We start from the raw sequence: 24,864 nt of genomic DNA, 5'->3' as shown, positions 1-24,864 counted from the left end.
TCCACTGAGCAACGGAGGCTCGGTTGCGCGTCTACGATCGAGACCATGACCACAGACCCCAGCTTCGCGGCCGCCAGTTCGGCCGCGCTGACCACCACGCAGGGTCGAACGATCATCGCCGACGCGGTCGTCGCGAAGATCGCCGGAATCGCGACGCGTGAGATCGACGGCGTCCACGACGTCGGTGGCGGAACCGCTCGGGTCGTCGGTGCGCTCCGGGACCGCATCCCCGGCGCCCGCGTCAACCACAGCCAGGGCGTCGCCGTCGAGGTCGGTGAGAAACAGGCTGCCATCGACATCGGCATCGTCGCCGAGTACGGCGTCGCATTGCACGAACTCGCGGCGGGCATCCGACGCAACGTCATCACCGCCGTCGAGCGGATGACGGGCCTCGAGGTCACCGAAGTGAACATCACCGTCTACGACGTCATCCTGTTCGACGAGCTCGAGACCGGCGTGGACCCGGACATCGCACCTCGGGTCCAGTGAGCGCCGAAGCGGATTACCAGCTCGCCGACGCCATCGCCGCCGCCGCGACGACCGTGTCCGGCGTAGCAGGCCTGCACGCCGGGGAGTTCGGCGAGATCGCGACCTATCTGCCCGGCAGAAAGGTCGTCGGTGTCCGCGTCGACGACGAGCGGTGCGAAGTGCACATCACCGCCGAATACCCGTCCGACGTACACGGCGTCGCCCGCGGAGTCCAGGCAGCGATCGGGCAGCTGGTGTCGGTACCCGTCGCGGTCGTCGTCGAGGACATCGATTCAGGGGACATCGATTCAGGGGAGGGTTCATGAGTTACACCGTCGTCGGACTGCTCACCGGTCTGCTGCTCGCTCTCGCCGGGATCATCGGCGGGTTCAGCGGATTCGTGCTCGCACTGTTCCTCGGCGCGGTCGGGTTGGCTGTCGGCGCTCACTTCGACGGTCGCCTCGATCTGACGTCCCTGCTGCGCAGCCGCGGCCGTGGCTGACGGCGGCAAGGACGTAGCGACCCCGAGTGTCGATCCGGACTTCGTGGCCGAGGAGGTCCCGGGAACCGGCGGCCCCGGCACGCTGGTCATCAAGGAGCGCGCCGTCTCCCGTGTCGCGGTCGCCGCGGCGCTGACCGTTCCTGCGGTCGTACGGCAGGTCGGCGGGATGTCGAAGCTGACCGGACGTGAACTGCCGCGTGCGGATGTGTCCGTCGGCGAGCATTCGGTGTCGGTCAACCTGTACGTGGCACTGGCCTGGCCCTGCCGGATCGCCGACGCCGGGGCTGCGATCGCCGAGAAGGTCGGACGCGCGTTGAACGACATCATCGGTCTGCCGCTGCATCAGCTCAACGTTCTGGTGGTCGGTACGTCGCCCGCTGGTTCGCCTGAACCGTCTGCGCCGTCCGACGCTGCTGCGTTTCGTCCGAGGCCCCCGACGGCGAGCCCGGCCGCTGTACCGGTCGCTCTTGTCCTGTCGCTCGTTCTGCTCGGTGTCGCCTTCGTCGCCGGACGAGAGTTCCTGATCGCGCACGACACCATCGACGGCTCACCGTGGATCGCCAACGCCGTGAACTGGATCGCGGAGTTGCATTGGCAGCCATGGATGATCGGTGCGGCGGCTGCCTGCGTCGTGGTGGGTGCGATACTCGTCGTTCTCGGTCTGAAGCCGCGGACGAAAACTCACACTGGCGCCGGGTCGAAGGCATCGCAGTATCCGATGGTGTGGTTGCGTCCCACCGACGTCGCCCGGATCTGTAGCGATCATGCGGGCTCGGTGCCCGGCGTGGATTCCGCGCGGACCACCGTGACGCCGAAGCGGGTGACCGTCGACGTGCATCGTGCCGCCGGTGGTACCAACGGTTCCACCGCTGCGGTCGAATCCGTCCGCGCTGCAGTGGAACCCACAATCGCATTGCTGGCCGACACGAGGACCGTCCGCGTCCGAGTGAAGGAGAGCAAGGCGTGAAGCGCGCGACAACGTTGATCGATCGCCTGTTGGTCACGCTTCTCGGCGTCGCACTCGTCGGCGCAGGGGCGTTCGCGGTCGCGTGGTACTACGACGTTCCCTTCGCCGTGGAATCCCTGTCCAGATTCGACCGTGACGTCTTCGCGGCGTTTCCTGCGCAATCGTGGTGGGAGGCCGCACTGGCCGCGACCGCCGTCATCGGCACACTCGTCGGCGTCGCGCTCCTGATCGGGAACCTCTCCCCCAGAAGAACAGGCACCGTCGAGATCTCGACGAGCGAATCTCATTCGCTACGAATCGACCTGGGCGCGTTGGCCCGTGGCATTGCCGCGGACCTCGCCGACTTCCCCGGCGTCGAATCGGCCCGGGGTCGAGCCATCGACGATCGCGGCACCCCGACGTTGGCCGTCACGGTGCAGACTTCACCGGGCATCGACATCGAGGCATTCACTCGTACTGCCGAAGAGCGCGCCGTATACCTCGCCGGCGCAGTCGAGGGCAGCGACGTAGCCCTGCGGGTGCAGCTGCACGTCTGAGCGCGCAGCTGCACCCAGGGGACGGCTGCTACTCGCACAGTTTCGAGTTCCTCGCTCATGTTGCATCCTGTGCGGGGGCCTGCAACCTGTGCGAAACACCCCTTGGCACAACGAAAAGCGGCACCCACCCGAAGGTGAGTGCCGCTCTCGGTGTTGCTGGGTGAAACTAGATCACTTGATGATCTTGGTGACGCGACCGGCGCCGACGGTACGACCGCCCTCGCGGATAGCGAAACGCAGGCCCTCGTCCATGGCGACCGGCTGGATCAGCGTGACGGACATCTCGGTGTTGTCACCGGGCATGACCATCTCGGTGCCCTCGGGGAGGGTGACGACGCCCGTAACGTCCGTGGTACGGAAGTAGAACTGCGGGCGGTAGTTGTTGAAGAACGGCGTGTGGCGGCCGCCTTCGTCCTTGGACAGGATGTAAGCGTTGCCCTCGAACTCCGTGTGAGGAGTCGTGGTGCCCGGCTTGATGATGACCTGTCCACGCTCGACGTCTTCGCGCTTGATGCCACGAACGAGGAGGCCGACGTTGTCGCCTGCCTGGCCCGAGTCGAGCAGCTTGCGGAACATCTCGATGCCGGTGACCGTGGTCTTGGTCGAGCCGGGACGGATGCCGACGATCTCGACCTCTTCGTTGACGTTGATCGCGCCACGCTCGATACGACCGGTGACGACGGTTCCACGACCGGTGATCGTGAAGACGTCCTCGACGGGCATGAGGAACGGCTTGTCGGTCTCACGGACGGGGTCCGGGATGGAGTCGTCGACAGCCTGCATGAGCTCTGCAACGCTCTCGGCCCACTTCGGGTCACCCTCGAGTGCCTTCAGTGCGGAGACCTTGACGACCGGTGCGTCCTCGTCGAAGTCCTGCGCAGCGAGGAGCTCGCGGACCTCCATCTCGACGAGCTCGATGATCTCGTCGTCGTCGACCATGTCGGCCTTGTTGAGGGCGACGAGGATGTACGGAACGCCGACCTGCTTGGCGAGGAGCACGTGCTCACGCGTCTGCGGCATCGGGCCGTCCGTAGCTGCCACGACCAGGATTGCGCCGTCCATCTGGGCAGCACCGGTGATCATGTTCTTGATGTAGTCGGCGTGTCCCGGAGCGTCGACGTGCGCGTAGTGGCGCTTGTCGGTCTGGTACTCGACGTGGGAGATGTTGATCGTGATACCACGAGCCTTCTCCTCAGGCGCCTTGTCGATCTCGTCGAAGGCCGAGGCCTCGTTGAGGTCCGGGAACTTGTCGTGCAGAACCTTGGTGATTGCTGCCGTCAGCGTCGTCTTGCCGTGGTCAACGTGACCGATGGTCCCGATGTTGACGTGCGGCTTCGTCCGCTCGAACTTCGCCTTCGCCACTGTGTGTCCTCCTGGACTGTTGGTGCTTGCTTGAAATGCAGCAGTGCGGTTGTCTCGTACAGCTCTTTTGAGCTGCATGGTCGTGCGGTGTTACGGATCCAGCGTGTCCAGCTCGGGAGAGATCTACTCTCCGGTCGCCTTCGCGATGATTTCCTTCGCGACGTTCGCAGGAACCTCGGCGTAGGAATCGAACACCATGGAGTAGTTAGCGCGGCCCTGAGTCTTCGACCGAAGGTCTCCGATGTAGCCGAACATCTCCGACAGCGGAACCTGTGCCTTGACGACACGAGCGCCGCTACGTTCCTCCATGGCCTGAATCTGACCACGGCGGGAGTTCAGGTCGCCGATGACCTCACCCATGTAATCCTCGGGGGTCGTGACCTCGACGGCCATGACGGGCTCGAGAATGACCGGGCTGGCCTTCTTGGCGGCTTCCTTGAACGCTTGTGAGCCGGCGACCTTGAAGGCCATTTCCGACGAGTCGACGTCGTGGTATGCACCGTCGAGCAGTGTGACCTTGACGTTGACGAGCGGGTATCCGGCGAGGACACCGTACTGCATGGCGTCCTGAGCTCCGGCGTCCACCGAAGGGATGTACTCCCTCGGCACACGACCACCGGTGACCTTGTTCTCGAACTCGTAGGTCGCACCGTCTTCGCCCTCGAAAGGCTCGAGACTGATGATGACCTTCGCGAACTGGCCGGAGCCACCGGTCTGCTTCTTGTGGGTGTAGTCGAGCTTTTCGACCTTCTTGCGAATGGTCTCGCGGTACGCAACCTGCGGCTTACCGACGTTGGCCTCGACCTTGAACTCACGCTTCATACGGTCGACCAGGATGTCGAGGTGGAGCTCGCCCATGCCGCCGATGACGGTCTGGCCGGTGTCCTCGTCCAGCTTCACCGAGAAGGTGGGATCCTCTTCGGCGAGCTTCTGGATGGCTGTTCCCAGCTTCTCCTGGTCGGACTTGGTCTTGGGCTCGATGGAGACCTCGATGACCGGGTCCGGGAAGGTCATCGACTCGAGGATCACCTGGTTCTGCGGATCGCAGAGGGTGTCACCCGTCGTCGTGTCCTTCAGACCGATCACGGCGTAGATGTGACCTGCCGAAGCGGTCGCGATCGCGTTCTCCTTGTTGGAGTGCATCTGGAAGAGCTTGCCCAGACGCTCCTTCTTGCCCTTGGTCGAGTTGATGACCTGAGCGCCGGAGTCGACCTTGCCCGAGTACACGCGGACGTAGGTCAGCTTGCCGAAGAAGGGGTGGGTCGCGATCTTGAACGCGAGAGCCGAGAACGGCTCGTCGGCAGACGGCTTACGGAGGAGGAGTTCCTCTTCGTTGCCGGGTGCGTGACCCTGGACCGACTCGACGTCGAGAGGCGACGGGAGGTAGTCGATGACCGCGTCGAGCATGGGCTGAACGCCCTTGTTCTTGAACGCGGAGCCACAGAGAACCGGGTACAGCTCGCTGTTGACGGTCATCTTGCGGATGGCGCCCTTGATCTCGTCGATCGAGAGCTCTTCGCCACCGAAGAACTTCTCCAGCAGAGCTTCGTCGGACTCGGCGACGATCTCGAGGAGTTCCTGGCGGTACTGCTCCGCCTTCTCCTGGAGGTCGGCCGGGATGTCCTGAACCTCGTACTTCTCACCGAGCTTGGTCTCACCGCTCCAGACCTTCGCCTTCATCTCGACGAGGTCGACGATGCCTTCGAAGTCGTTCTCGGCGCCGATGGGCAGCTGGATGACCAGCGGCTTGGCTCCGAGGCGGTCCTTGATGGTCTGCACGGTGAAGTAGAAGTCAGCGCCCAGCTTGTCCATCTTGTTGACGAAGCAGATGCGCGGGACGTCGTACTTGTCGGCCTGACGCCAGACCTGCTCCGACTGCGGCTCGACGCCTTCCTTGCCGTCGAACACTGCGACGGCGCCGTCGAGAACACGCAGCGAACGCTCGACCTCGACGGTGAAGTCGACGTGTCCGGGCGTATCGATGATGTTGATCTGGTTGTCGTTCCAGAAGCACGTCGTGGCAGCAGAGGTGATCGTGATGCCACGCTCCTGCTCCTGCTCCATCCAGTCCATCGTGGCTGCGCCGTCGTGGACCTCACCGATCTTGTACGAGATACCGGTGTAGAAGAGGATGCGTTCGGTAGTGGTGGTTTTACCAGCATCGATGTGGGCCATGATGCCGATGTTGCGGACCTTGTTGAGGTCTGTCAGCACGTCCTGTGCCACGGAATTCATCCCGCCTTGTAAGTCGAAGAAGTGGGACTGGGCCAGCTTGTCACCAGTATGTGAACGGTGAGCCGGGCCGGACCAGGTACTCGGTACAACGCCGGAAAGGTGCGGAAAGTTTCACCGCACCCTCCCGGCCGGAAGTCACCAGCGGTAGTGCGCGAACGCCTTGTTGGCTTCAGCCATCTTGTGCGTGTCCTCGCGACGCTTCACAGCGGCACCGAGGCCGTTGCTGGCGTCGAGAAGCTCGTTGGCCAGACGCTCGACCATGGTCTTCTCACGACGAGCGCGCGAGAAGGTGACCAGCCAGCGCAGTGCCAGCGTGGTCGAGCGACCGGGGCGAACCTCGACGGGGACCTGGTAGGTCGCGCCACCGACGCGACGGCTGCGAACCTCGAGGGCCGGCTTGACGTTGTCGAGTGCACGCTTGAGCGTGACGACGGGGTCGGTGCCGGTCTTCTCACGAGCCTGCTCGAGAGCCTGGTAGACGATGCGCTCGGCGGTGGACTTCTTGCCGTCGAGAAGGATCTTGTTGACGAGCTGCGTGACCAACGGGGATCCGTAGACCGGGTCGTTGATCAGCGGCCGCTTGGGTGCTGGGCCCTTGCGTGGCATTAGCTCTTCTCCTTCTTGGCGCCGTAGCGGCTGCGAGCCTGCTTGCGGTTCTTGACACCCTGGGTGTCGAGCGAGCCGCGGATGATCTTGTAACGCACACCCGGGAGGTCCTTCACACGACCACCGCGAACGAGCACCATGGAGTGCTCCTGCAGGTTGTGGCCCTCACCGGGGATGTAGGCGGTGACCTCTACCGAGCTGGTCAAGCGCACACGCGCGACCTTACGCAGAGCAGAGTTCGGCTTCTTCGGAGTGGTGGTGTACACGCGAGTGCACACACCACGACGCTGGGGACTGCCCTTGAGGGCAGCGGTCTTCAGCTTCGCAACCTTGTCGGTGCGACCCTTGCGGACCAGCTGGTTGATAGTTGGCATGAACCGGCTTTCTTTGTGTCGCGAGTCTTCTTCTCGAAAGACCCAGGGATCTAGCAGTTGGAGCAAGAGAACACTGCTCCTCACCCGTACTACTGTCGTTCTTGTACTGCATACCGCGGGTCTCTTGCACCCCGCGGTCGGGTGTGTCGCATACCCCCACACGGCAGCCGCATCGCACGCTCGGAACTGAACATGAGCACGGCTGTACCTCGCATAGGCACACAGACGGACCGGCCAGGCCGGACACGACCCATAACGATACCCGGCGGCGCGCCTTCGGGTCAAAACGGGCCCCGCCGTGCTACCGACTCAGATTGATCGTCAGATCCATCAGCGTCGTCGCAGCCTCACACGGATCAGGCGCGCCCGATCCAGGCAGGTACTGCACCCACCATCCGACCACGCCGGAGTCCGGAGACCCGGCCGTGACACCGCAGGACGTCGGCTCGTTCGGCGGCTGGGTTCGAATTGCCTTGCGGCCCTGCACGGTTATGTCCTGGACCAGGTACATCATCTTCTCGTTGGCCTCTCGCTCGGCGTCGAGCGAGCCGTTCTCGAACCAGTTGAACGTCACCTTCACGATGCCGTTGGGACCGGCCACGTCCCACCGGCAGATCGCCCCGAAGAAACCGCGAGCGATGGCGTCGCCACCCACCGTCGCGGCGATTCGATCGTCGGCGACGGCGTCGCATTCGGTCAGGAGATCTCGGAACTCCGTGTCGCCGCCGCTGTCGAACGTTTCGGGTGTCGCGGTGCCCTGAACCGTCGTGCTGCATCCCGCCAGCACCACGACGAGCGCGGACATCCACAGCCGTTTCACTGCGCGCGCTCCACGGTGAGGGTTGCCAATCGAGTGGCGACGTCGCACGGATCGGACGACGGCGGCTGGTCACCGTACGTAACCGACCAGTGCATGAAATCCTTCCCGAACTGGACCCCGACCTCGCACAGGTAGTTGTCCGTGGCCGCGGAGAAACCAGGGTTCCCGTCGATCTCGATGTCGTCGGCGGGTCGACCGATCAGCTCGGACCCGGATCGCTCCCGATCGATGGGGCTGCCGCGGTACCAGGAGAAACTCACCGAGGGGCCGGTGCTGCCCGCGACCTCCCATTCGCATCCCACCGAATTCCTGGTGATCATCGTGAATGCCGGTACGGCGAAGGTACTCAGAACTTCGTCGTCGTTCACCGAACCGCACTGCCCGAAGAACGGACCGGCCTCCCCCGGCGACGCCGGCGTGGAGTTCTGCTGCGGCGAGGCGTCGTCACCCGATCCGCATCCGGCCAAGCCGGCAGCGAGCACACCCAGGAGAATCACCGTCCGCCGCATGGTCTTCAGACCCTACCCAGTCGGACCGACACCGATCAGACGGAGTCGACGCGTCGACCCCGCACGTAGACCTCCGTGATCGCAGGCTCGCGCATCGCCATGAGCAGGGCGAACAGAGTCTGGTCGCGAGCCATGTCCGGGTCGACGGAACGGATGCCACGACGAATCAGATCGTCGAGGGGCTGCCACTTCGCTGGATCGACGACGATGAAATCGGCTTCCTTGCCCACGTCGAGGTTGCCGATGCGGTCCTCCATGTCGAGCGCCCGCGCGCCGGCCAGGGTGCCGGTGAAGAGCAGCTCGGCGGGATGCAGGGGTACGCCCGCGTCTCCGGGTTCGGAGATGTGCACCTTGTACGCGTCGCCGAGGACGCGAGAGAGAAGGAACTCGTCACCGCCTCCGTAGTCGGAACCGAGGGCGATGTTCACCCCTGCGGCCACGGTTCGGTTCCACGGCATGGTGCCCGACCCGAGGAATTGCTGCGATGTCGGGCAGTGCGCGATGGACGTGCCCGTCTCCGCCATCCGTGCGAGCTCGTCGTCCTGGCAGTGCACGGCGTGGGCGAGAATCGTCCGCTTGCCGAGGAAGCTCTTGCCACCGGCCACCGAGCCGGGGAGGAACTTGCCGTCGTAGGTATCGAGGTACGAGTCGACCTGGTACGTCTCGAGCGTCGTTGCGATCTCGCCCGTGCCGGGCCTGTTGTTCTCGTTGAGGTGGGTGTGGAAGTAGACGCCGCGGTCCCGTACGGAGTCGTACAGCTCGCCGAGGTTCCTCAGTGTCTCCGTGGTCACCGACAGAGAGAACCGCGGAACGACGGCGACGTGCAGCAGAGCGGTGTCGACGTCACCGGTGTCGGCGGCATGCCACTTCTCGATCTCCTCCGACACCAGCCGTACCGCGTCCTGTTCGGTGGTCACGAGTGCCTTCGCCGAGTCGGGGCCCGTCGTCTGCACTCCCCTGCCGCTGACGGCGCGCAGTCCTCTACGAAGGGTCTCCTCGAACAATGCATCCTGCGCGTGTGGGAACGCCGACCCGAACACCATGGCCTGCGTCGTACCGGCCGCGATACGTCGATCGCAGAACGCGGCCGCCGCCTCCGCCGCGAACTCCGGGTCCTCGAACATCGATTCCGACGGGAAGATGCAGGTGTTCAGCCACTCGAGCAGCTGCCCGCCGCCGTAGGCGTCGCCGGCGAACGTCTGCGGGAAATGCACGTGAGTGTCGATGAACCCGGGAAGAAGAAAACCAGGACGATGGTCGACGACGGTGCCGCCCCCGACCGTGACCGCGTCGAACGGTCCCGAATAGGTGATGACACCGTCGTCGTCGACCACCAGGGCACCGTCGGGGATGGAGACCAACGCGTCCGCAGCAGCGGTCACCGTCGGCGATCCGGCGATATGGAAAACATGGCCCCGATGTATTTCAGGTGCGCTGTGTTTCTCAGGTGCGCTGTGTTTTTCAGGTGCACTGCGTATCCGACTCACGGTGAGAGCGAACCACGAACCTGGCACCGCCGCAGATCGAGCGCTCGCCTACCCGGCCGCGGTGGTGGCGTGGTCGATCTTCAGGCTTGCGTCGAGGACGCCTGCCCATGCCTTGACGATTTCGCTGCGTCGGCGTGAGTCGTCGCTCAGGACGTCGGCGAGGCCGAGCCCGCGCGCGAGGTCGAGGGTCGCCTGCACGAGCCGGTGTGTCTGCGGGTCGCTGTCGTCGGCGCCGAGTTGGTCGACGGCCATGCGGTGGGCAACTCGACCGAACTTCTCCTCGAGCGGCAGCACCCTGGCCCGCATGTCCGGGTCCGCGGCGGCAGCGGTCCACACCTGCAGGGCCGCTTTGAAGACGGAACCGGTGTAGTACTCGACGAGCCTTTCGACGACGCGTTCGGTGCGGGCCGGGCCGTGTGGCAGCGCCGCGGATTCACGGCGTGCGTCGTCCATGCGAGTGTCGAACATGTAGTCCAACGCCGCGGTGATCAGGTCTTCTCGGGTGGGAAAATGGTGCTGGGTCGCCCCGCGGGAGACTCCTGCTCGCGCCGCGACGACGCCCACCGTCGTCGGGCCCCATCCCTGCTCGGCGAGCGAGTCGATAGTGGACTCCAACAGCCGCTGACGCGTCGCCCTACTTCGATCCTGCTTGGGTTCCCGCGCCGTCACCATCGGTCCTGCTTCTCCCTACTTCTGCACCGGCCCGCTCATTCCGCGGGCGCCACTCGCGAGGCCACCCACCTGGGCGGTCGCTTCTCCAAGAAGGACATCATCCCCTCTCGCGCTTCCTCGGATGCAAACAGCCTCGCAGAACGGTCCGACAAGTCGGTTCCGTGAGCGTCGAAGTCCGCCAGAATCGCCGACGTCGTGAGCCGCTTCGACTCGGCGAGGCCCTGCGGGGATCCTTTCCGGAGAGCCTCGAGAATGTCTCCGACGGTGGATGCCGGGTCGGCTGCGGCCTCGCTGATCAGGCCGATGGCCTCGGCCTCGTGGGAGCCGAACTTCTCACCGGTGACGAAGTAGCGGCCTGCCGCGCGGGAGTTCATCCGAGGCAACAGCGTCAGCGACACGATGGACGGGGCCAGACCCAGGCGGGCCTCCGTCAGCGCGAATGTGGAGTTCGGTCCTGCGACGACGATGTCGCATGCACCGACAAGCCCCATGCCTCCCGCGCGCACGTGGCCGTCGATCTGTCCGACGACAGGCTTCGGGGTCTCGAGGAGTGTACGAAGCAGTCCGAGCATCTGCGCCGTGCGTCCTTCGACGGTTCCGCCGGCTTCGGTGAGGTCGGCCCCCGCGCAGAACGTTCCACCGGTGTGAGTGAGGACGATTGCCCGAACGTCGGGATCCTCGCCCGCATCGTGCAGCCCTGCCGTCAGTTCGTCGACGAGGGCCGTGGACAGGGCGTTCCTGTTGTGCGGGGTGTCGAGAGTGAGGGTGGTGACTGCGTCGGCTGTATGTACCTGAACTGCCATCAGTACGACCTGGGTAGTCCGAGGGAGTGTTGGGAGACGAAGTTGAGGATCATCTCCCGGCTGACCGGCGCCACCCTCGCGATCCGCGCTGCACCGAGCATCGCGGCGAGACCGTATTCCTCGGTCAAGCCCGCCCCGCCGTGGGTCTGGATGGCCTGATCGAGCGCTTTGATACTCGCTTCCGCGGCCGCGTACTTGGCCATGTTGGCGGCCTCGGCAGCACCGAAATCGTCGCCGGAGTCGTACAGGACCGCGGCCTTCTGCATCATCAGCTTGGCGAGCTCGAGTTCGATCTTGACCTGCGCCAGCGGATGCGAAATGCCCTGGTGCGCGCCGATCGGCGTCTTCCAGACCGTGCGCTCGTTGGCGTATTTCACCGCCGCGTCGAGTGCGTAGCGGCCCATCCCGACGGCCATCGCCGCGCCGAGAATGCGCTCGGGATTCAGACCCGCGAACAGCTGCATCAGCGCGGCGTCGGCCTCACCGACGAGGGCCTCTGCCGGGAGCCGCACGTCGTCGAGGAACAACGTGAACTGATGATCCGGCTCGATGATGTCCATCTCCATCCGAGTCTTCTGCAAGCCCTCGGAATCGGTGGGGACGATGAACAGCGCCGGCTTCAGCTTGCCGGTCTTGGAATCTTCGGTGCGAGCGACGATCAACACCGCGTCGGCCTGGTCGACGCCGGAGATGTAGATCTTGCTGCCCTTGAGGATCCAGTCGTCACCGTCTCGCCTGGCGGTCGTGGTGATCTGGTGCGAGTTGGATCCGGCGTCGGGTTCGGTGATGCCGAAGGCCATGATCTTCGAACCGTCGGCGAGAGCGGTGAGCCACGTCTGCTTCTGATCCGCCGTGCCGTACTTCCCGATGATGGTGCCGCAGATCGCCGGGCTGACGACGACCAGCAGCAACCCCGCCCCGTGTGCCGCGAGTTCCTCCTGGACGAGGGCGAGTTCGTAGATCCCTGCGCCTCCGCCGCCGTACTCCTCGGGCAGGTTCACGCCGAGGAATCCGAGTTTGCCTGCCTCGTTCCACAATTCACTGAGGGGTTCACCCTTGCGAGCCTTCGGCAGCACGTAGTCGATGTAGTTGTAGCGCTTGCCGAGCGAGGAGACCGAGGTCCGCAGGCCCTTCTGCTCTTCGGTTTCGATGAAACTCATGATTCTCCTTTTGAAATGGTCATTCCGCGGGCTCCACTCCTGTTGAAATGGTCATTCCGCGGGCTCCACTCCTGCTGTTACGACTGCTAGGACGGCGCCGACCTCGACTTGCTGGCCTTCGGAAACGTTCAGTTCGGTGAGCACACCGTCGGCCGGCGCAGTGACGGTGTGTTCCATTTTCATTGCTTCGAGCCAGAGAATCGGCTGCCCGGCCGTGACGGTGTCACCCTGCGCTGCAGCCACTCTGACGACGCTGCCCGGCATCGGAGCGAGCAACGATCCGGCTGCGACCTCCTCGGTGGGATCGACGAATCGCGGCGCCTTGACCAGCCGCACCGGACCGAGCGAGGAGTCGATGAAGACATCCGGTCCGTACCGCGCGACGTGGAACGTTCGACGAAGCTTGTTGTCGTCCAGCACCACTCGATTCGGAGTGTTCTCGATCAGCGCGACGCCGTCGAGATCGGTCTTCAGGCCGTAGCGCCCGAGGGTGTATTCGACAATCTCATCCCCGTACTGCTTTCGCTGCGGTTGCGACGGGAGGTTGCGCCAGCCGCTGGGGAGCCCCTTGTTCACGCGAGCCGACGCCCGGTTGTGGGCGGCGTCGGCCAGTGCGGCTGCCAGTGCCGACAGCCGCACTGCACGTCCCTGAGCGATCGGCTGCGCCAGGACGTCCAGACCGTGGGTGTCGAAGAACGCCGTATCGGTGTCACCGGCGAGGAATGCCGGGTGCTGCAGGACGTTGACGAGCAGATCTCGGTTGGTGACAAGCCCGTGAATCGTGGCTTTCTGCAGCGACTTCGCCAGCAGATTCGCGGCCTGCTCTCGGGTGGGCGCGAACGAGATCACCTTCGCGAGCATGGGGTCGTAGAAGGTGCCCACGTGTGACCCTGTTTCGACGCCGGAATCCACACGAATTCCGGATTTGTTCAGCACGGAGAACCGCTCGCCGGGGATGTCGAACGTGTGCACCGGCCCGCTCTGGGGCTGCCAGTCCTGACTGGGATCCTCGGCGTACAGCCGAACTTCGATGGAGTGCCCCCGCGTCGCCGGCTGATGGGCCGGGAGAGGTTCGCCCGACGCCACGCTGATCTGCAACGCAACCAGGTCGAGGCCCGTCGTACATTCGGTGACGGGATGCTCCACCTGCAGACGGGTGTTCATCTCGAGGAAGAAGAAGTTGCCCTTCTCGTCGGCGAGGAACTCGACGGTACCTGCGCCCTCGTACCCGATGGCCTCGGTGGCGAGTCTGGCGGCGTCGAACAACCTCTCGCGCATCCCGTCGATACGTTCGACGAGCGGTGAGGGCGCCTCCTCGACCACCTTCTGGTGCCGACGCTGGATGGAGCACTCGCGTTCTCCGACCGTCCACACGGTGCCGTGGCGGTCGGCCATGACCTGAACTTCGATGTGTCGGCCGGTTTCGATGTACCGCTCGACGAACACCGTTCCGTCGCCGAAGGCCGAAAGAGCTTCTCGCCCTGCCGTCTCGATTTCCCGCTGCAGGTCCTTCAGATCGCGGACGATACGCATGCCGCGTCCACCACCGCCCGCCGACGCCTTGACGAGCACCGGCAGTTCGTCCTCGGTGATCTGCGACGGATCGAGTCGGGTCAGGACCGGCACCCCGGCGTCGGCCATCATCGCTTTGGACTCCACCTTCGAGCCCATGAGTTCGATGGCTTTGACGGGTGGTCCGATCCACGTCAGTCCGGCGTTCTGGACCTGCTGGGCGAATTCGGCGTTCTCGGAGAGGAATCCGTAGCCGGGGTGAACCGCGTCGGCGCCTGCTTGTACGGCTGCGGCGATGACGAGTTCACCGCGCAGGTACGTCTCGCCGGGCGAGTTCCCCGGCAGGTTGACCGCGACGTCGGCTTCCCGGACGTGCGGGGAGTTCGCGTCGGCGTCGGAGAAGACTGCGACGGTGTCGATGCCTTCGGCGCGGCAGGTAGCGAAGACACGGCGGGCGATTTCACCGCGGTTTGCGACGAGTACCGAAGTGGCAGGAGCGGAGCCTGCGGAGTGACCAGATTGGTTTGTCATCTGCGCTTCACATCCGGAAGACGCCGAAGTTCTCGGTGCCTTCGATCGGGGCGGTGGCAATAGCCGACAGGCACATTCCCACCACCGTTCGGGTGTCACGGGGGTCGATGACGCCGTCGTCGTAGAGGCGTCCGGAGAGAAACATCGGCAGCGACTCGGCTTCGATCTGGTTCTCGATCATCGCGCGCAGGCCTGCGTCGGCTTCCTCGTCGAATGCTTGGCCGCGGGCTTCCGCTGCTGCCCGTCCGACGATGGAAATGACGCCCGCAAGTTGGGCTCCGCCCATGACAGCGGATTTGCTGCTGGGCCACGCGAAGAGGAACCGGGGATCGAAGGCGCGGCCGCACATGCCGTAGTGGCCGGCGCCGTACGACGCTCCGAGCAGAATCGAGATGTGTGGGACCTTGGAGTTCGAGACGGCGTTGATCATCATCGAGCCGTGTTTGATCATGCCGCCTTCCTCGTACTCCTTTCCGACCATGTAGCCGGTGGTGTTGTGCAGGAACAACAACGGCGTGTTCGATCGATTGGCAAGTTGAATGAACTGGGTTGCCTTCTGCGATTCTTCGCTGAACAGGACGCCACGTGCGTTGGCGAGGATGCCGATGGGGTAGCCGTGCAGTTCGGCCCAGCCGGTCACCAGCGACCCGCCGTACATCGGCTTGAACTCGTCGAAATCGCTGCCGTCGACGATGCGTGCGATGACCTCACGGGGATCGAACGGAATCTTCAAGTCGGTCGGCACGATGCCGAGCAGGTCCTCGGGATCGGCGAGTGGTTCGATGACCTCTGCTCGCGGTTCCGGGCCCTTCTTCTTCCAGTTGAGTCTCTTGACGATGCTGCGACCGATGCGGATGGCGTCCTGCTCGTCGACCGCGAAGTAGTCGGCGAGACCGGACTTTCGGGCATGCATCTCGGCGCCGCCGAGGGATTCGTCGTCGGAGTCCTCACCGGTCGCCATCTTGACCAGTGGCGGTCCGGCCAGGAAAACCTTGGAGCGTTCCTTGATCATGACGACGTGATCCGACATGCCGGGAATGTAGGCACCGCCGGCGGTGGAGTTGCCGAAAACCAGGGCAATCGTCGGAATTCCTTTGGCGGACAATTGCGTCAGGTCACGGAACATGCGTCCGCCTGGAATGAACACCTCCTTCTGAGTCGGCAGGTCGGCACCACCGGACTCGACGAGGGAGATGACCGGCAACCGGTTCTGCGTCGCGATGTCGTTGGCCCGGAAACCCTTCTTGAGGGTCCACGGGTTGCTGGCACCGCCGCGCACCGTCGGATCGTTGGCGACGATGAGGCATTCGACACCGCTGACGACGCCGATGCCCATGACCGTGCTCGCACCGACAGGAAAGTCGCTGCCCCACGCGGCAAGTGGGCACAGCTCGAGGAACGCCGAGTCCTCGTCGATCAGTAGTTCTATTCGTTCACGCGCCAGGAGTTTGCCGCGCTTGCGGTGCCGCTCGACGTATTTCTCACCGCCACCGAGAAGCGCTTTACCGTGCTCGACGTCGATCTCCGCCAGCTTGGTGTTCATCGCCTCGGCGGCACCGGTGAATTGCTCCGACGCGGTGTCGAGGGTGGACTTCAGCACGCTCATGCCTGGTACCCCAATCGTTTTGCAGCCAGTCCGGTCAGGATCTCGGTGGTGCCTCCGCCGATACCGAGGATGCGCATGTCGCGGTACTGACGTTCGACTTCGCTCTCCCGCATGTAGCCGAGGCCGCCGAACAACTGGACGGCCTGGTTCGCGACCCATTCGCCGGATTCGACGGCAGTGTTCTTGGCAAAGCACACTTCGGCGATGAAGTCGTTGTTCTCGGTCATGGACCGTTCGACGATGCTGCGGGTGTAGACCCGCGCGATGTCGATCTTGCGCGCCATCTCGGTGACGGTGTTCTGTACGGATTGCCGTTTGATGAGCGGCTTTCCGAACGTCTCGCGGTCGCGAACCCACTGCAGCGTCAGGTCGAGGCACCGCTGAGCGCTCGAATAGGCCTGCGCGGCGAGCGCGATGCGTTCGGTCAGGAACGCCTGCGCGATCTGCGCGAAGCCCGTGTTCTCCGCGCCCACCAGATTGCTCACGGGCACCCGGGCGTCGACGAAGGAGAGCTCGGCCGTGTCCGACGCCCGCCAGCCCATCTTGTCCAGCTTGCTCGTCACCTCGAATCCAGGCGTGCCCTTCTCCACGACCAGAAGCGAGACCCCTCCGGCGCCGTCACCGCCGGTGCGGACCGCCGTCACCACGAAATCTGCGCGGCACCCCGACGTGATGTACGTCTTCGCACCGTTGACGACGTAGTGATCGCCGTCCTTGACGGCCCTCGTCCGCAGATGGCCGACGTCGGATCCGCCGCCCGGTTCGGTGATCGCGAGCGATCCGATCTTTTCGCCTGCGAGGGTAGGGCGTACCCACTTCTCGATCTGGTCCGGATCACCCGCGGCCACCAAGTGCGGCAACGCAATTCCGCTGGTGAACAGCGAAGCGAAGAGTCCTCCCGACGCGCCTGCCTGGTGCATTTCCTCGCAGATGACCACAGCGTCGGCGAGGTCTCCCCCGTCGCCGCCGACCTCCTCGGGAAAGCCCGCTCCGATGAGACCGAGAGCCGCAGCTTTACGGTGGAGATCGCGTGGGAGTTCACCGTCCGACTCCCACTGGTTCAAGTGCGGCAGGATGTCCTGTTCGACGAAACTGCGCACGGTCTTGCGGAGCTGTTCACGCTCCGGCGTGGTCCACACGGTCATATCTGTCCTTGGAATACGAGAGTTTCGGGAATGGCGATGTACCGGGACCTGAGCCATTCGCCCAACCCCTTGGCCTGTGGATCGAATCGTGCCTGCGATGCGACGCCTTGGCCGAGGATGCCTTCGATGACGAAGTTGAGGGCCTTGAGGTGCGGCAGCACATGCCGGGTGACGGTGAGGTCTGCGGCTTCGGGGAGCAGCGACTTCAGTTCTTCGACGGTGAGAGCGTGGGCCAGCCAGGCGAATTCGTCGTCGCTGCGCACCCACACTCCGACGTTCGCGTTGCCGCCTTTGTCGCCGCTTCGTGCGGCGGCGACGGTACCGAGTGGCACTGTGATCGTCGACTCGCCAGGTCGTTTCGGTGGAAGTTCGGGCTCCGGGAGCGGTTCGAGTACTTCAGTGTCGGTGGCCGGTGGAATGTCGACCCGGGTGCCGTCGGCGAGGGTGACCGTGTGCGGTACCTCGCCTGCATCGACGTATCCGGCGGTGAAGACACCGAACGGCGCACCGTGTCCGGGCGGCGCGGTCAACGAGAAGCCGGGATAGCTGGCGAGAGCGAGCTCCACTGCTACCGATGAGAACTGGCGGCCGACGATGTTCGGATCACTGTCGCGGGCCACGCACCTCAGGAGCGCGCTTGCGGTTTCCTCGGTGGGCGCGTCGGGCTTGTCGGTCCGCACCAGCGTCCATTCGAGTTCCTTGGGTCTGGTCGGCAGCCAGGATTCGAATTGCTTCTGCGCGAGTTCGGCTTTCGCGTCGATGTCGAGACCGGTCAGAACGAGGGTGAACTCGTTGCGGAATCCGCCGAGCGAGTTGAGCGAGACCTTCAGCGTGGGCGGCGGGGCCTCGCCCTTCACCTGGGAGATCCTGACGCGGTCGCTGGACTCCTGAGTCAGTACAGCGGTGTCGATACGAGCAGTGACGTCGGGGTTCGCGTATCGCCCGCCGGTGATTTCGTAGAGCAACTGCGCGGTGACGGTTCCGACGCTGACTGCGCCGCCGGTGCCGTCGTGCTTGGTGATGACCGACGATCCGTCGGCATGGATCTCGGCGATCGGGAACCCGGGACGTCCCATGTCGGCGATCTCGGTGAAGAACGAGTAGTTGCCACCGGTCGCCTGGGTGCCGCACTCGATGACGTGACCGGCCACCACGGCACCGGCCAGAGCGTCGTAGTCGGTTCTGTTCCAACCGAAGTGGTACGCCGCGGGGCCGACGATGACCGAGGCGTCGGTGACGCGGCCGGTGACGACGACGTCGGCGCCGGACTTCAGCGCTTCGACGATTCCCCACGCGCCGAGGTACGCGTTGGCGGTGAGAGGGCTACCCAGGCCGAGCTCGTCCGCGCGGGACAGGAGATCGTCGCCGTCGACGTACGCGATCTTCGCACCGGAGTCGAGCTGGGTCAGCGCGTCGGCGAGGCCTTTCGGGTTGAGTCCGCCGGCGTTCGCGACGATCTTCATGCCCCTGTCGAGAGCGAGACCGAGGCAGTCCTCTGCCTGGCGGAGAAAGGTTTTGGCGTATCCGCGGGATGCGTCCTTCATGCGATCGCGGCCGAGGATGAGCATCGTGAGTTCGGCGAGGTAGTCGCCGGTGAGGTAGTCGAGTTCACCACCTTCGAGCATCTCCCGCATCGCGGAGAGTCGGTCACCGTAGAAACCGGAACAGTTGCCGATTCTGACGTGGGGGGTACTCATTTCTGGGATCGTCCTGGTCCTGGAGGGCCTGCGAAGGCTTGGGCGATGGTGAGCCAGTGCTGGGCGTCGGCGCCCTCGGCGTGGACGTCGAGGTCGTCGCGATGGGCGCGCTGAGTGACGAGCAGGCAGAAGTCCGCCGCCGAGCCGGTGACGCGCTGAGACGCGTCACCGGGGCCCCAGGTCCAGAGCTCACCCAAGGGGGAGGTCAGCTCGACCCGGAACGGCTCGGTCGGCGGGGTCTGGTGGTTGACGGCGTACGCGAAGTCGCGGGTTCTGACTCCGATGTGCGCGACGCCTCTGATGCGCTCGGTGGGCTCGCGGCGGACGCCGAGTGCGTCGGCGACGTCCTGTCCGTGTGCCCACGTCTCCATCAGTCGTGCCGTCGCCATCGAGGCCGCGCTCATCGGCGGTCCGAACCACGGAATCTTCACTCCGGCGGGCACCGTCGCGAGGGCATCCGTCATTGCGTGACGACGTGAGCGCCAGGTTTCGAGGAGGTCGGGCCGCCGCGCTTCCTCCTCGGCCGCGACGTCGACGAAACCGGTCGGATCGGACCAGGCCTGCTTCAGAACGATGTCGAACTCGGCTTTGGCGCAATCGTCTCCTGCGGCACCCGACGTCGTGCGCTCGGCGACATTGTCCGTCCAGGACAGATGACCTATCTGATGGGCGACGGTCCAGCCCTCGGCGGGCGTGAGCGTCGACCATTGTTGGTCGGTCAGGTCGCTGACCAGGGCGTCGAGGTCGTCACCCTCGGCGCGGAGGTCATCGATGATCGAGTCGAGGTCGGCCATGGGAACAGCTTCACACCACACCGCGTAAAAAGCAAGCATGCCTGCTTGTTAATTTACGTGTTGTTCAGACAACGTCGGTACGGTCTCCGATCGTGAAGACCGCCGGACTTGCCGCAGCCCTACTTGCCACTGGACTACTCGCCGGATGTTCGACGCCGGGAGCGAGCGACGCCGAGCCCCGTCAGGTACGCGTCGCGACGTTCAATGCAAGCCTCAACCGACCCGCCGAGGGACAACTGGCCACCGAACTGCACGGCGAGAACGCGCAGGCCCGAGCCGTCGCCGACGTGATCGACCACAATTCGCCGGATGTTCTGTTGATCAACGAATTCGACTATTCGCCCGAGGCACTGGATCTGTTTCGTGAGAACTACCTGGGTGGCGCGTACCCCTACTCCTTCACGGCACCCGTGAACACCGGCGTCGACTCCGGACTCGACCTCGATTCCGACGGTGCTACCGGAGGACCGAACGACGCATTCGGTTTCGGGCAGTTTCCCGGCCAGTACGGCATGGTCGTGCTGTCGAAGTTCCCGATCGACACCTCCGACGTCCGGACATTCCAGAACTTCCTGTGGAAGGACATGCCGGATTCGCTTCTGCCTCGCGACTACTACGGCGCGAACTCGGACGCACTGCGCTTGTCGAGCAAGTCTCACTGGGACGTGCCCGTCGACATCGACGGCAAGACCGTGCACATTCTGGCGTCGCACCCGACTCCCCCGTCGTTCGACGGACCGGAGGACCGCAACGGAAAACGCAATCACGACGAGATCCGCCTCACCGCCGACTACATCGACGGCGCTGGATACCTGTACGACGACAACGGCGTTCGCGGAGGCTTGACGCAGAACGCATCGTTCGTCGTTCTGGGCGACCAGAACAGCGATCCGGTCGACGGCGACTCGGTAGCAGGGTCGATTCAGCAATTGCTCGACAACCCCCGCATCCAGGATCCGGCGCCGACGTCGGGAGCCGACGGCAACACCGATACCGCCGACTTTTCCGACCCGACTCCCGGCGACCTACGCGTCGACTACGCATTGCCGTCGGCTGACCTGACCGTCACGGGCTCGGAGGTCTTCTGGCCGACCGATGCCTCGCACCCCTCGGATCACCGAATGGTGTGGGTGGATCTGAAGCTCTGACTCAGGATGCGTCTCCGCGGTCGTTGAGCGATCGGATCATTCCGCCGAGGAGCCGGAACGCCGTCTCGCGTTCGTCGCCGGACATACCGGCCAGCATCCGGTCCTCCACGGACCTGACCGCGGCAGTCGCCTTCTCGAGCTCCCGCCGGCCGCGTTCGGTGAGCCGGGCCGGAAGGGCCTTTCCGACGGGAGCCTCCGTCGGCCTGACGACGACCCCGTCCCGTTCGAGAGCCTGCAACAGCACGTTCATCGATTGCCTGGTGACGAAGGCGCCGCGGGCGAGTTCGGAGTTGGACAGGCCCGGCCGCTGAGCGAGCAGTTCGAGGCACGAGTAGTGCGTCACGCTCATCCCGAGCGGCCGAAGGACTTCGTCCATCGCGGCCCGCAGGACACTGGACGCTTCCTTCAGCAGGTACCCCAACGAGGTGTTCAGGTCGATCCCTCGGTCGGCTTGACTCATGTCAGCATTCTGACATAGATTCGTTCGTGTCAGATAACTGACACACGTCGAAGGAGTTTCCATGGTAGTCACCGGTCCCGATTTCATCTCCCTCCAAGTAAGCGACCTCGCCGCATCGCAGGCGTTCTACGAGAAGTACCTCGGCCTCGTGCGTTCGCCCGCCGGCCCACCCCACTCCGTGGTCTTCGAGACCACTCCCATCGCTTTCGCTCTGCGGGAGATCGTCGCCGGAACCGATCTCGCCTCCGCGGACCGGCCGGGCATCGGCGCCGCAATCTGGCTGCACGCCAACGACGTTCAATCCATCCACGACACCCTCGTAGCGGACCAGGAGCGGAGTGCGCAGAGCGACCCCGACAGCAACACTCAGGTCATCGTGTCGGAACCCATCGACGGCCCCTTCGGCCGCACCTTCACCTTCGCCGACCCCGACGGCTACCACATCACCCTCCACGATCGCGCCTGACGGTTCGGCCAGGGCTCTCGTCGGTACCATCGATGCCCATGGGGGTCTACGACGCGTATGTCTTCGACATTCAGGGCACACTGTTCGACTTCTTCGGGCCGGTAGCCGACGCCTTGTCCGAATGGGTGGACGACGAAGTCGTCGGCGATGCAGTGCGAGCCTGGCGTCAGGACTATTTCGAGCGAACGTCCACCCTGACGCAGTCGGCCGAGCATTGGCAGCCGGTGCAGAACGTCTACCGAGACGGCCTGGATTCGGTCGCGAAAAAACTCGGGCTACAGATCCCTTCTCCTGCCCGGACGGCGTTGGCCGATACATGGAAGAACCTGCGGCCGTGGCCCGATTCAGTGGACGGCCTGCGAGATCTACGACAGACCTCGGTCGTCGCGAGCTTGTCCAACACCGACATGGCGACCATGGTGCATCTGTTCAAGCGAGCCGGGATGGACTGGGACGCAGTGCTGACCGCCGAAGTGTTCGGCGCTTTCAAGCCGGCTTCTTTCCTGTACGAGCGAACGTGTCGTTACCTCGGGGTCGAACCCGACCGTGCAGCGATGGTCGCATCACACCCGTACGACCTCCGGGCCGCCAGGGCCGTCGGCATGAAGACCGTGTTCGTTCATCGCCCGTTGGAATTCGGCCGAATCGATCATTCGGTGGACGATGCGAGGGGCGAGTTCGACCACAGAATCGACAGCATTGCGGACATGCCCTGACGCAGGATGCCGTCGCACAGTCACTTCGAGATTCGCGCCCTTGCTGATTCGGTTCGTTTTCCGACGACGACGGAAGTTCCCGCGGCAGCCAAACCCATGATGGGCATGTTCGAGTAGATCGACTCGTGACTGCCGGGGCCCACCCGATAGGTCTCGTGATAAGCGCCGACGTCACCGCTACTGCCGACTCTGGTGTTGAACGCCCTCCACGACGGCAAGTGTGGATCACTCGGGTTCCGGGCGAACGCCTCGAGCCGATCGAAGCTCCGCCAGTACTGGACCACCGTTACCGTACGTCCGCCGAAGGACAGGCGAGCGCCCAAGAGCCCCTTCTCCGGATGCTTCCTCAACTCGCGCAACATTTTCGGCATGGCGACGAACGGCGGAAACCACTTGTGCACCTTCCACAGCTTGTTTATCCGCATGCCGATGAGAAAGACGACGAAATCGCCGTCCATCGAGGCCGTGTAGCGGCCGGCTTGCACTCCGTTGCGGTTCACGATGTCGAACCTCCAGACTATGGATAGAGGAACTATCTGTAATAGATAGTGATACTCTCCGTTCGTGAAGTCAAGGGTGCTCGGATGAGGATCTCCGAGCTGAGCAAGCACTCCGGCGTGTCGACAGCCTCCATCAAGTTCTACCTGCGCGAGGGCCTCCTCCCCGCAGGCAAGCAGACCGCACCCAATCAGGCCGACTACAACGACCAGCACGTACGACGGTTGCGCCTCATCCGCGCCTTGATCGACGTCGGCGGACTCTCCATTTCCGTCGCCCGCGCCACTTTGGCAACGATCGATCACGAATCAGCCTCCGCTCACGACACGTTCGGAGCCGTGATGCACGGGCTGGACGACATCGACCCCGACGACGCGGCACCGGACGTCGCCCGAACCTACGACGAAGTGCGAGAATGGATTTCCGCGCGTGATTGGCACGTGGATCCTGCGGCTCCCGCTCCCTTCAGGCTGGCAGAACTCGTGGCGACGTTGAGACGCTTCGACTTCCCGATCGACTTGAACTACTTCGACGACGTGGCCGACGCTGCCGAGGCAACTGCCTGGGGTGAGGTGAACTACGCCCGTACGCGACCGGACCGCGCCTCCGCCGTGGAGGCCATGGCCATAGGAACCGTCGTGATCGGACAGGCCGTGAACGAGATACGCCGAATTACACTCGAAGCCATCAGCTTTCGTATTCAGAACACCGGCAATGACCCTCGGCCCGTTACGCCATGACCCAGCCACCCGCAGTAGAGTTCGCCTTCCCCGGTCCGCTGCGCGACTCCCTCGTGAAGACTGTCCTCGACGGCAAGAAGACATCGACGACGACACGAAAGTAGTTCTGGAATCCTTTCGACTGATCCAGCCCCGCTAGTCGAACGGCGCCTTGTAGGCATTTTTGTCGGTGTCGTGCGCTAGTAGATCGAACTTCGAAAACGGTTGCCCCGCAAACCGAAAGGCCTTGCAGTCGAACAGAACGGGCGGTATATTCGAACATACGTTCCCATGAACCGGGGGGTTCACCACATGCCACACACCACCACGCCCAGCAGATACGCCCGCTACCTGGGCCCGCACACACCACCCACCATCGACCCAACACTCCTGACCGAACTTGCCGACGCAGCCAGAGAAGAAAACAAAGCTTGCGCACGCAAAGTCGCCCACGCCGCACGCATCTGGGAAACCTGCATCGAACAGACCGTCCACATCGGCGAACGCATCACCGACGCCGGCAACTACGCATCCTCCGAAACCGCAGCCGCACTCGGCTGCTCGAAAACAGTCGCAGACACCTACTCCGACATCGGAATGGACCTGCGCCTACGCCTCCCACACATCAAAGCAGCCTTCGACGCCGGAGACCTCGATCTACCCCGAGTACGCGCCATCCACCGCGTCACCGGCCCCTACAGCACCCCCGCCGTCGAACACGCACAAACCGACATCCTCACCGCCGCACTACACCTGTCCCCCGGACCACTCGCCACCGAAATCAACGCCATCATGCACCGCTGCGCACCCGACGAAGCCGCACAACTACGCGCGGACCTCACCCGCCTGACCACAGTGAAATACCGCGACAAAGACATGATCGCCACCATCGAAGCCGACCTCGAAGCCGCAGACGCCGCCGCCAGCTGGCAACGCATCAACGAAGTAGCCGACACCCTCTGCCCCCGCGACCCCCGTACCCGAGGACAACGCCGCGCCGCCGCGTACACCGCCCTCATGCGCAGCGAAACCCACATCGCCTGCACCTGCGAACCCGACGACGACCACCCC

The 24,864-nt window shown here is 64.3% G+C and carries 27 protein-coding genes; 10 read left to right on the top strand and 17 right to left on the bottom strand.

Annotated features, from left to right (window positions below; all coding sequences use genetic code 11):
• Positions 1-45 precede the first annotated feature (45 nt).
• Genes CH289_RS15165 through CH289_RS15145 form a run of 5 tightly spaced genes read left to right on the top strand, consistent with a single transcriptional unit; the run spans position 46 to position 2,473 of the window.
• Positions 46-489, top strand: coding sequence for an Asp23/Gls24 family envelope stress response protein (locus CH289_RS15165; RefSeq protein ID WP_019665486.1), 444 nt, complete (start codon positions 46-48; stop codon positions 487-489).
• Complete coding sequence (locus CH289_RS15160) at positions 486-794, top strand: hypothetical protein (protein ID WP_019665487.1); 309 nt, start codon at positions 486-488, stop codon at positions 792-794. The genes CH289_RS15165 and CH289_RS15160 overlap by 4 nt, the downstream gene beginning before the upstream one ends.
• Entirely contained in the window at positions 791-970 is a 180-nt protein-coding gene (locus tag CH289_RS15155) for a hypothetical protein (protein WP_019665488.1), read from the top strand. Before CH289_RS15160 ends, CH289_RS15155 begins: the two co-directional genes overlap by 4 nt.
• Positions 963-1,937 carry a DUF6286 domain-containing Asp23/Gls24 family envelope stress response protein gene (locus CH289_RS15150; protein WP_094728105.1) on the top strand — a complete coding sequence of 325 codons (975 nt, stop codon included), beginning with the start codon at positions 963-965 and terminating at the stop codon, positions 1,935-1,937. The genes CH289_RS15155 and CH289_RS15150 overlap by 8 nt, the downstream gene beginning before the upstream one ends.
• Positions 1,934-2,473 carry an Asp23/Gls24 family envelope stress response protein gene (locus CH289_RS15145; protein WP_094728104.1) on the top strand — a complete coding sequence of 180 codons (540 nt, stop codon included), beginning with the start codon at positions 1,934-1,936 and terminating at the stop codon, positions 2,471-2,473. The genes CH289_RS15150 and CH289_RS15145 overlap by 4 nt, the downstream gene beginning before the upstream one ends.
• Before the next feature lie 171 nt (positions 2,474-2,644).
• On the opposite strand, the gene tuf is transcribed toward CH289_RS15145, so the two are convergent.
• The 15 genes from tuf to CH289_RS15070 form a co-directional block, all read right to left on the bottom strand.
• Entirely contained in the window at positions 2,645-3,835 is a 1,191-nt protein-coding gene (tuf, locus tag CH289_RS15140; protein WP_019665491.1) for an elongation factor Tu, read from the bottom strand.
• Positions 3,836-3,958: 123 nt separating this feature from the next.
• A complete protein-coding gene (fusA, locus tag CH289_RS15135) occupies positions 3,959-6,070 on the bottom strand; it encodes an elongation factor G (protein WP_019665492.1) in 2,112 nt (703 codons plus the stop codon).
• 135 nt (positions 6,071-6,205) lie between these two features.
• Positions 6,206-6,676, bottom strand: a complete 471-nt coding sequence (gene rpsG / locus CH289_RS15130) for a 30S ribosomal protein S7 (RefSeq protein ID WP_003941856.1) — start codon at positions 6,674-6,676, stop codon at positions 6,206-6,208.
• Positions 6,676-7,050, bottom strand: coding sequence for a 30S ribosomal protein S12 (gene rpsL, locus CH289_RS15125; protein WP_008714048.1), 375 nt, complete (start codon positions 7,048-7,050; stop codon positions 6,676-6,678). The genes rpsG and rpsL overlap by 1 nt, the downstream gene beginning before the upstream one ends.
• A 301-nt stretch (positions 7,051-7,351) precedes the next feature.
• A complete protein-coding gene (locus CH289_RS15120) occupies positions 7,352-7,870 on the bottom strand; it encodes a DUF3558 domain-containing protein (RefSeq protein ID WP_037159380.1) in 519 nt (172 codons plus the stop codon).
• Positions 7,867-8,379, bottom strand: coding sequence for a DUF3558 domain-containing protein (locus tag CH289_RS15115; protein WP_037159383.1), 513 nt, complete (start codon positions 8,377-8,379; stop codon positions 7,867-7,869). The genes CH289_RS15120 and CH289_RS15115 overlap by 4 nt, the downstream gene beginning before the upstream one ends.
• Positions 8,380-8,414: 35 nt before the next feature.
• Positions 8,415-9,803, bottom strand: coding sequence for a guanine deaminase (locus CH289_RS15110; protein WP_094728181.1), 1,389 nt, complete (start codon positions 9,801-9,803; stop codon positions 8,415-8,417).
• A 111-nt stretch (positions 9,804-9,914) separates the two neighbouring features.
• Positions 9,915-10,538, bottom strand: a complete 624-nt coding sequence (locus CH289_RS15105) for a TetR/AcrR family transcriptional regulator (RefSeq protein WP_026347861.1) — start codon at positions 10,536-10,538, stop codon at positions 9,915-9,917.
• A gap of 35 nt (positions 10,539-10,573) precedes the next feature.
• Complete coding sequence (locus tag CH289_RS15100) at positions 10,574-11,341, bottom strand: enoyl-CoA hydratase family protein (RefSeq protein WP_019665497.1); 768 nt, start codon at positions 11,339-11,341, stop codon at positions 10,574-10,576.
• Complete coding sequence (locus tag CH289_RS15095) at positions 11,341-12,501, bottom strand: acyl-CoA dehydrogenase family protein (protein WP_019665498.1); 1,161 nt, start codon at positions 12,499-12,501, stop codon at positions 11,341-11,343. Before CH289_RS15095 ends, CH289_RS15100 begins: the two co-directional genes overlap by 1 nt.
• 51 nt (positions 12,502-12,552) lie before the next feature.
• The gene (locus CH289_RS15090) at positions 12,553-14,544 is read right to left on the bottom strand and encodes an acetyl/propionyl/methylcrotonyl-CoA carboxylase subunit alpha (RefSeq protein ID WP_020112657.1); all 1,992 of its coding nucleotides are present in this window, start codon (positions 14,542-14,544) and stop codon (positions 12,553-12,555) included.
• Between the two features lie 7 nt (positions 14,545-14,551).
• A complete protein-coding gene (locus CH289_RS15085; RefSeq protein WP_019665500.1) occupies positions 14,552-16,150 on the bottom strand; it encodes an acyl-CoA carboxylase subunit beta in 1,599 nt (532 codons plus the stop codon).
• On the bottom strand, positions 16,147-17,295 hold the full coding sequence (locus CH289_RS15080; protein WP_019665501.1) for an acyl-CoA dehydrogenase family protein: 1,149 nt from the start codon (positions 17,293-17,295) through the stop codon (positions 16,147-16,149). The genes CH289_RS15085 and CH289_RS15080 overlap by 4 nt, the downstream gene beginning before the upstream one ends.
• The gene (locus CH289_RS15075) at positions 17,292-18,992 is read right to left on the bottom strand and encodes an acyclic terpene utilization AtuA family protein (protein ID WP_094728103.1); all 1,701 of its coding nucleotides are present in this window, start codon (positions 18,990-18,992) and stop codon (positions 17,292-17,294) included. Before CH289_RS15075 ends, CH289_RS15080 begins: the two co-directional genes overlap by 4 nt.
• Positions 18,989-19,786 (bottom strand): TIGR03084 family metal-binding protein, encoded by a 798-nt coding sequence (locus CH289_RS15070; RefSeq protein ID WP_094710111.1) that lies wholly within the window; start codon positions 19,784-19,786, stop codon positions 18,989-18,991. Before CH289_RS15070 ends, CH289_RS15075 begins: the two co-directional genes overlap by 4 nt.
• 92 nt (positions 19,787-19,878) lie before the next feature.
• Here CH289_RS15070 and CH289_RS15065 point away from each other — a divergent pair, with 92 nt between their 5' ends.
• Positions 19,879-20,934, top strand: a complete 1,056-nt coding sequence (locus CH289_RS15065; RefSeq protein WP_094710109.1) for an endonuclease/exonuclease/phosphatase family protein — start codon at positions 19,879-19,881, stop codon at positions 20,932-20,934.
• Position 20,935: 1 nt separating this feature from the next.
• Here CH289_RS15065 and CH289_RS15060 read toward each other — a convergent pair whose 3' ends face one another.
• Positions 20,936-21,394, bottom strand: a complete 459-nt coding sequence (locus CH289_RS15060) for a MarR family winged helix-turn-helix transcriptional regulator (RefSeq protein WP_020112660.1) — start codon at positions 21,392-21,394, stop codon at positions 20,936-20,938.
• A 61-nt stretch (positions 21,395-21,455) separates the two neighbouring features.
• Here CH289_RS15060 and CH289_RS15055 point away from each other — a divergent pair, with 61 nt between their 5' ends.
• Positions 21,456-21,860, top strand: coding sequence for a VOC family protein (locus CH289_RS15055; protein WP_094728102.1), 405 nt, complete (start codon positions 21,456-21,458; stop codon positions 21,858-21,860).
• 38 nt (positions 21,861-21,898) lie between these two features.
• Positions 21,899-22,576 (top strand): haloacid dehalogenase type II, encoded by a 678-nt coding sequence (locus CH289_RS15050; RefSeq protein WP_019665507.1) that lies wholly within the window; start codon positions 21,899-21,901, stop codon positions 22,574-22,576.
• Between the two features lie 20 nt (positions 22,577-22,596).
• Here the strand turns inward: CH289_RS15050 and CH289_RS15045 are convergent, their stop codons facing one another.
• Positions 22,597-23,076: a DUF4188 domain-containing protein gene (locus CH289_RS15045; protein ID WP_020112662.1), complete on the bottom strand. Its 480-nt coding sequence runs from the start codon at positions 23,074-23,076 to the stop codon at positions 22,597-22,599.
• Positions 23,077-23,160: 84 nt separating this feature from the next.
• Here CH289_RS15045 and CH289_RS15040 point away from each other — a divergent pair, with 84 nt between their 5' ends.
• Positions 23,161-23,814 (top strand): MerR family transcriptional regulator, encoded by a 654-nt coding sequence (locus CH289_RS15040; RefSeq protein WP_019665509.1) that lies wholly within the window; start codon positions 23,161-23,163, stop codon positions 23,812-23,814.
• A gap of 291 nt (positions 23,815-24,105) precedes the next feature.
• A partial coding sequence (locus tag CH289_RS15035; protein ID WP_143545085.1) for a DUF222 domain-containing protein occupies positions 24,106-24,864 on the top strand: 759 nt, incomplete at its 3' end.

It is taken from the genome of Rhodococcus sp. RS1C4, from assembly GCF_002258225.1.
Lineage (GTDB): Bacteria > Actinomycetota > Actinomycetes > Mycobacteriales > Mycobacteriaceae > Rhodococcoides > Rhodococcoides fascians_E.
The sequence above is the reverse complement of the archived record's forward strand: the minus strand, read 5'-3'. Positions and strand labels throughout refer to the sequence as shown.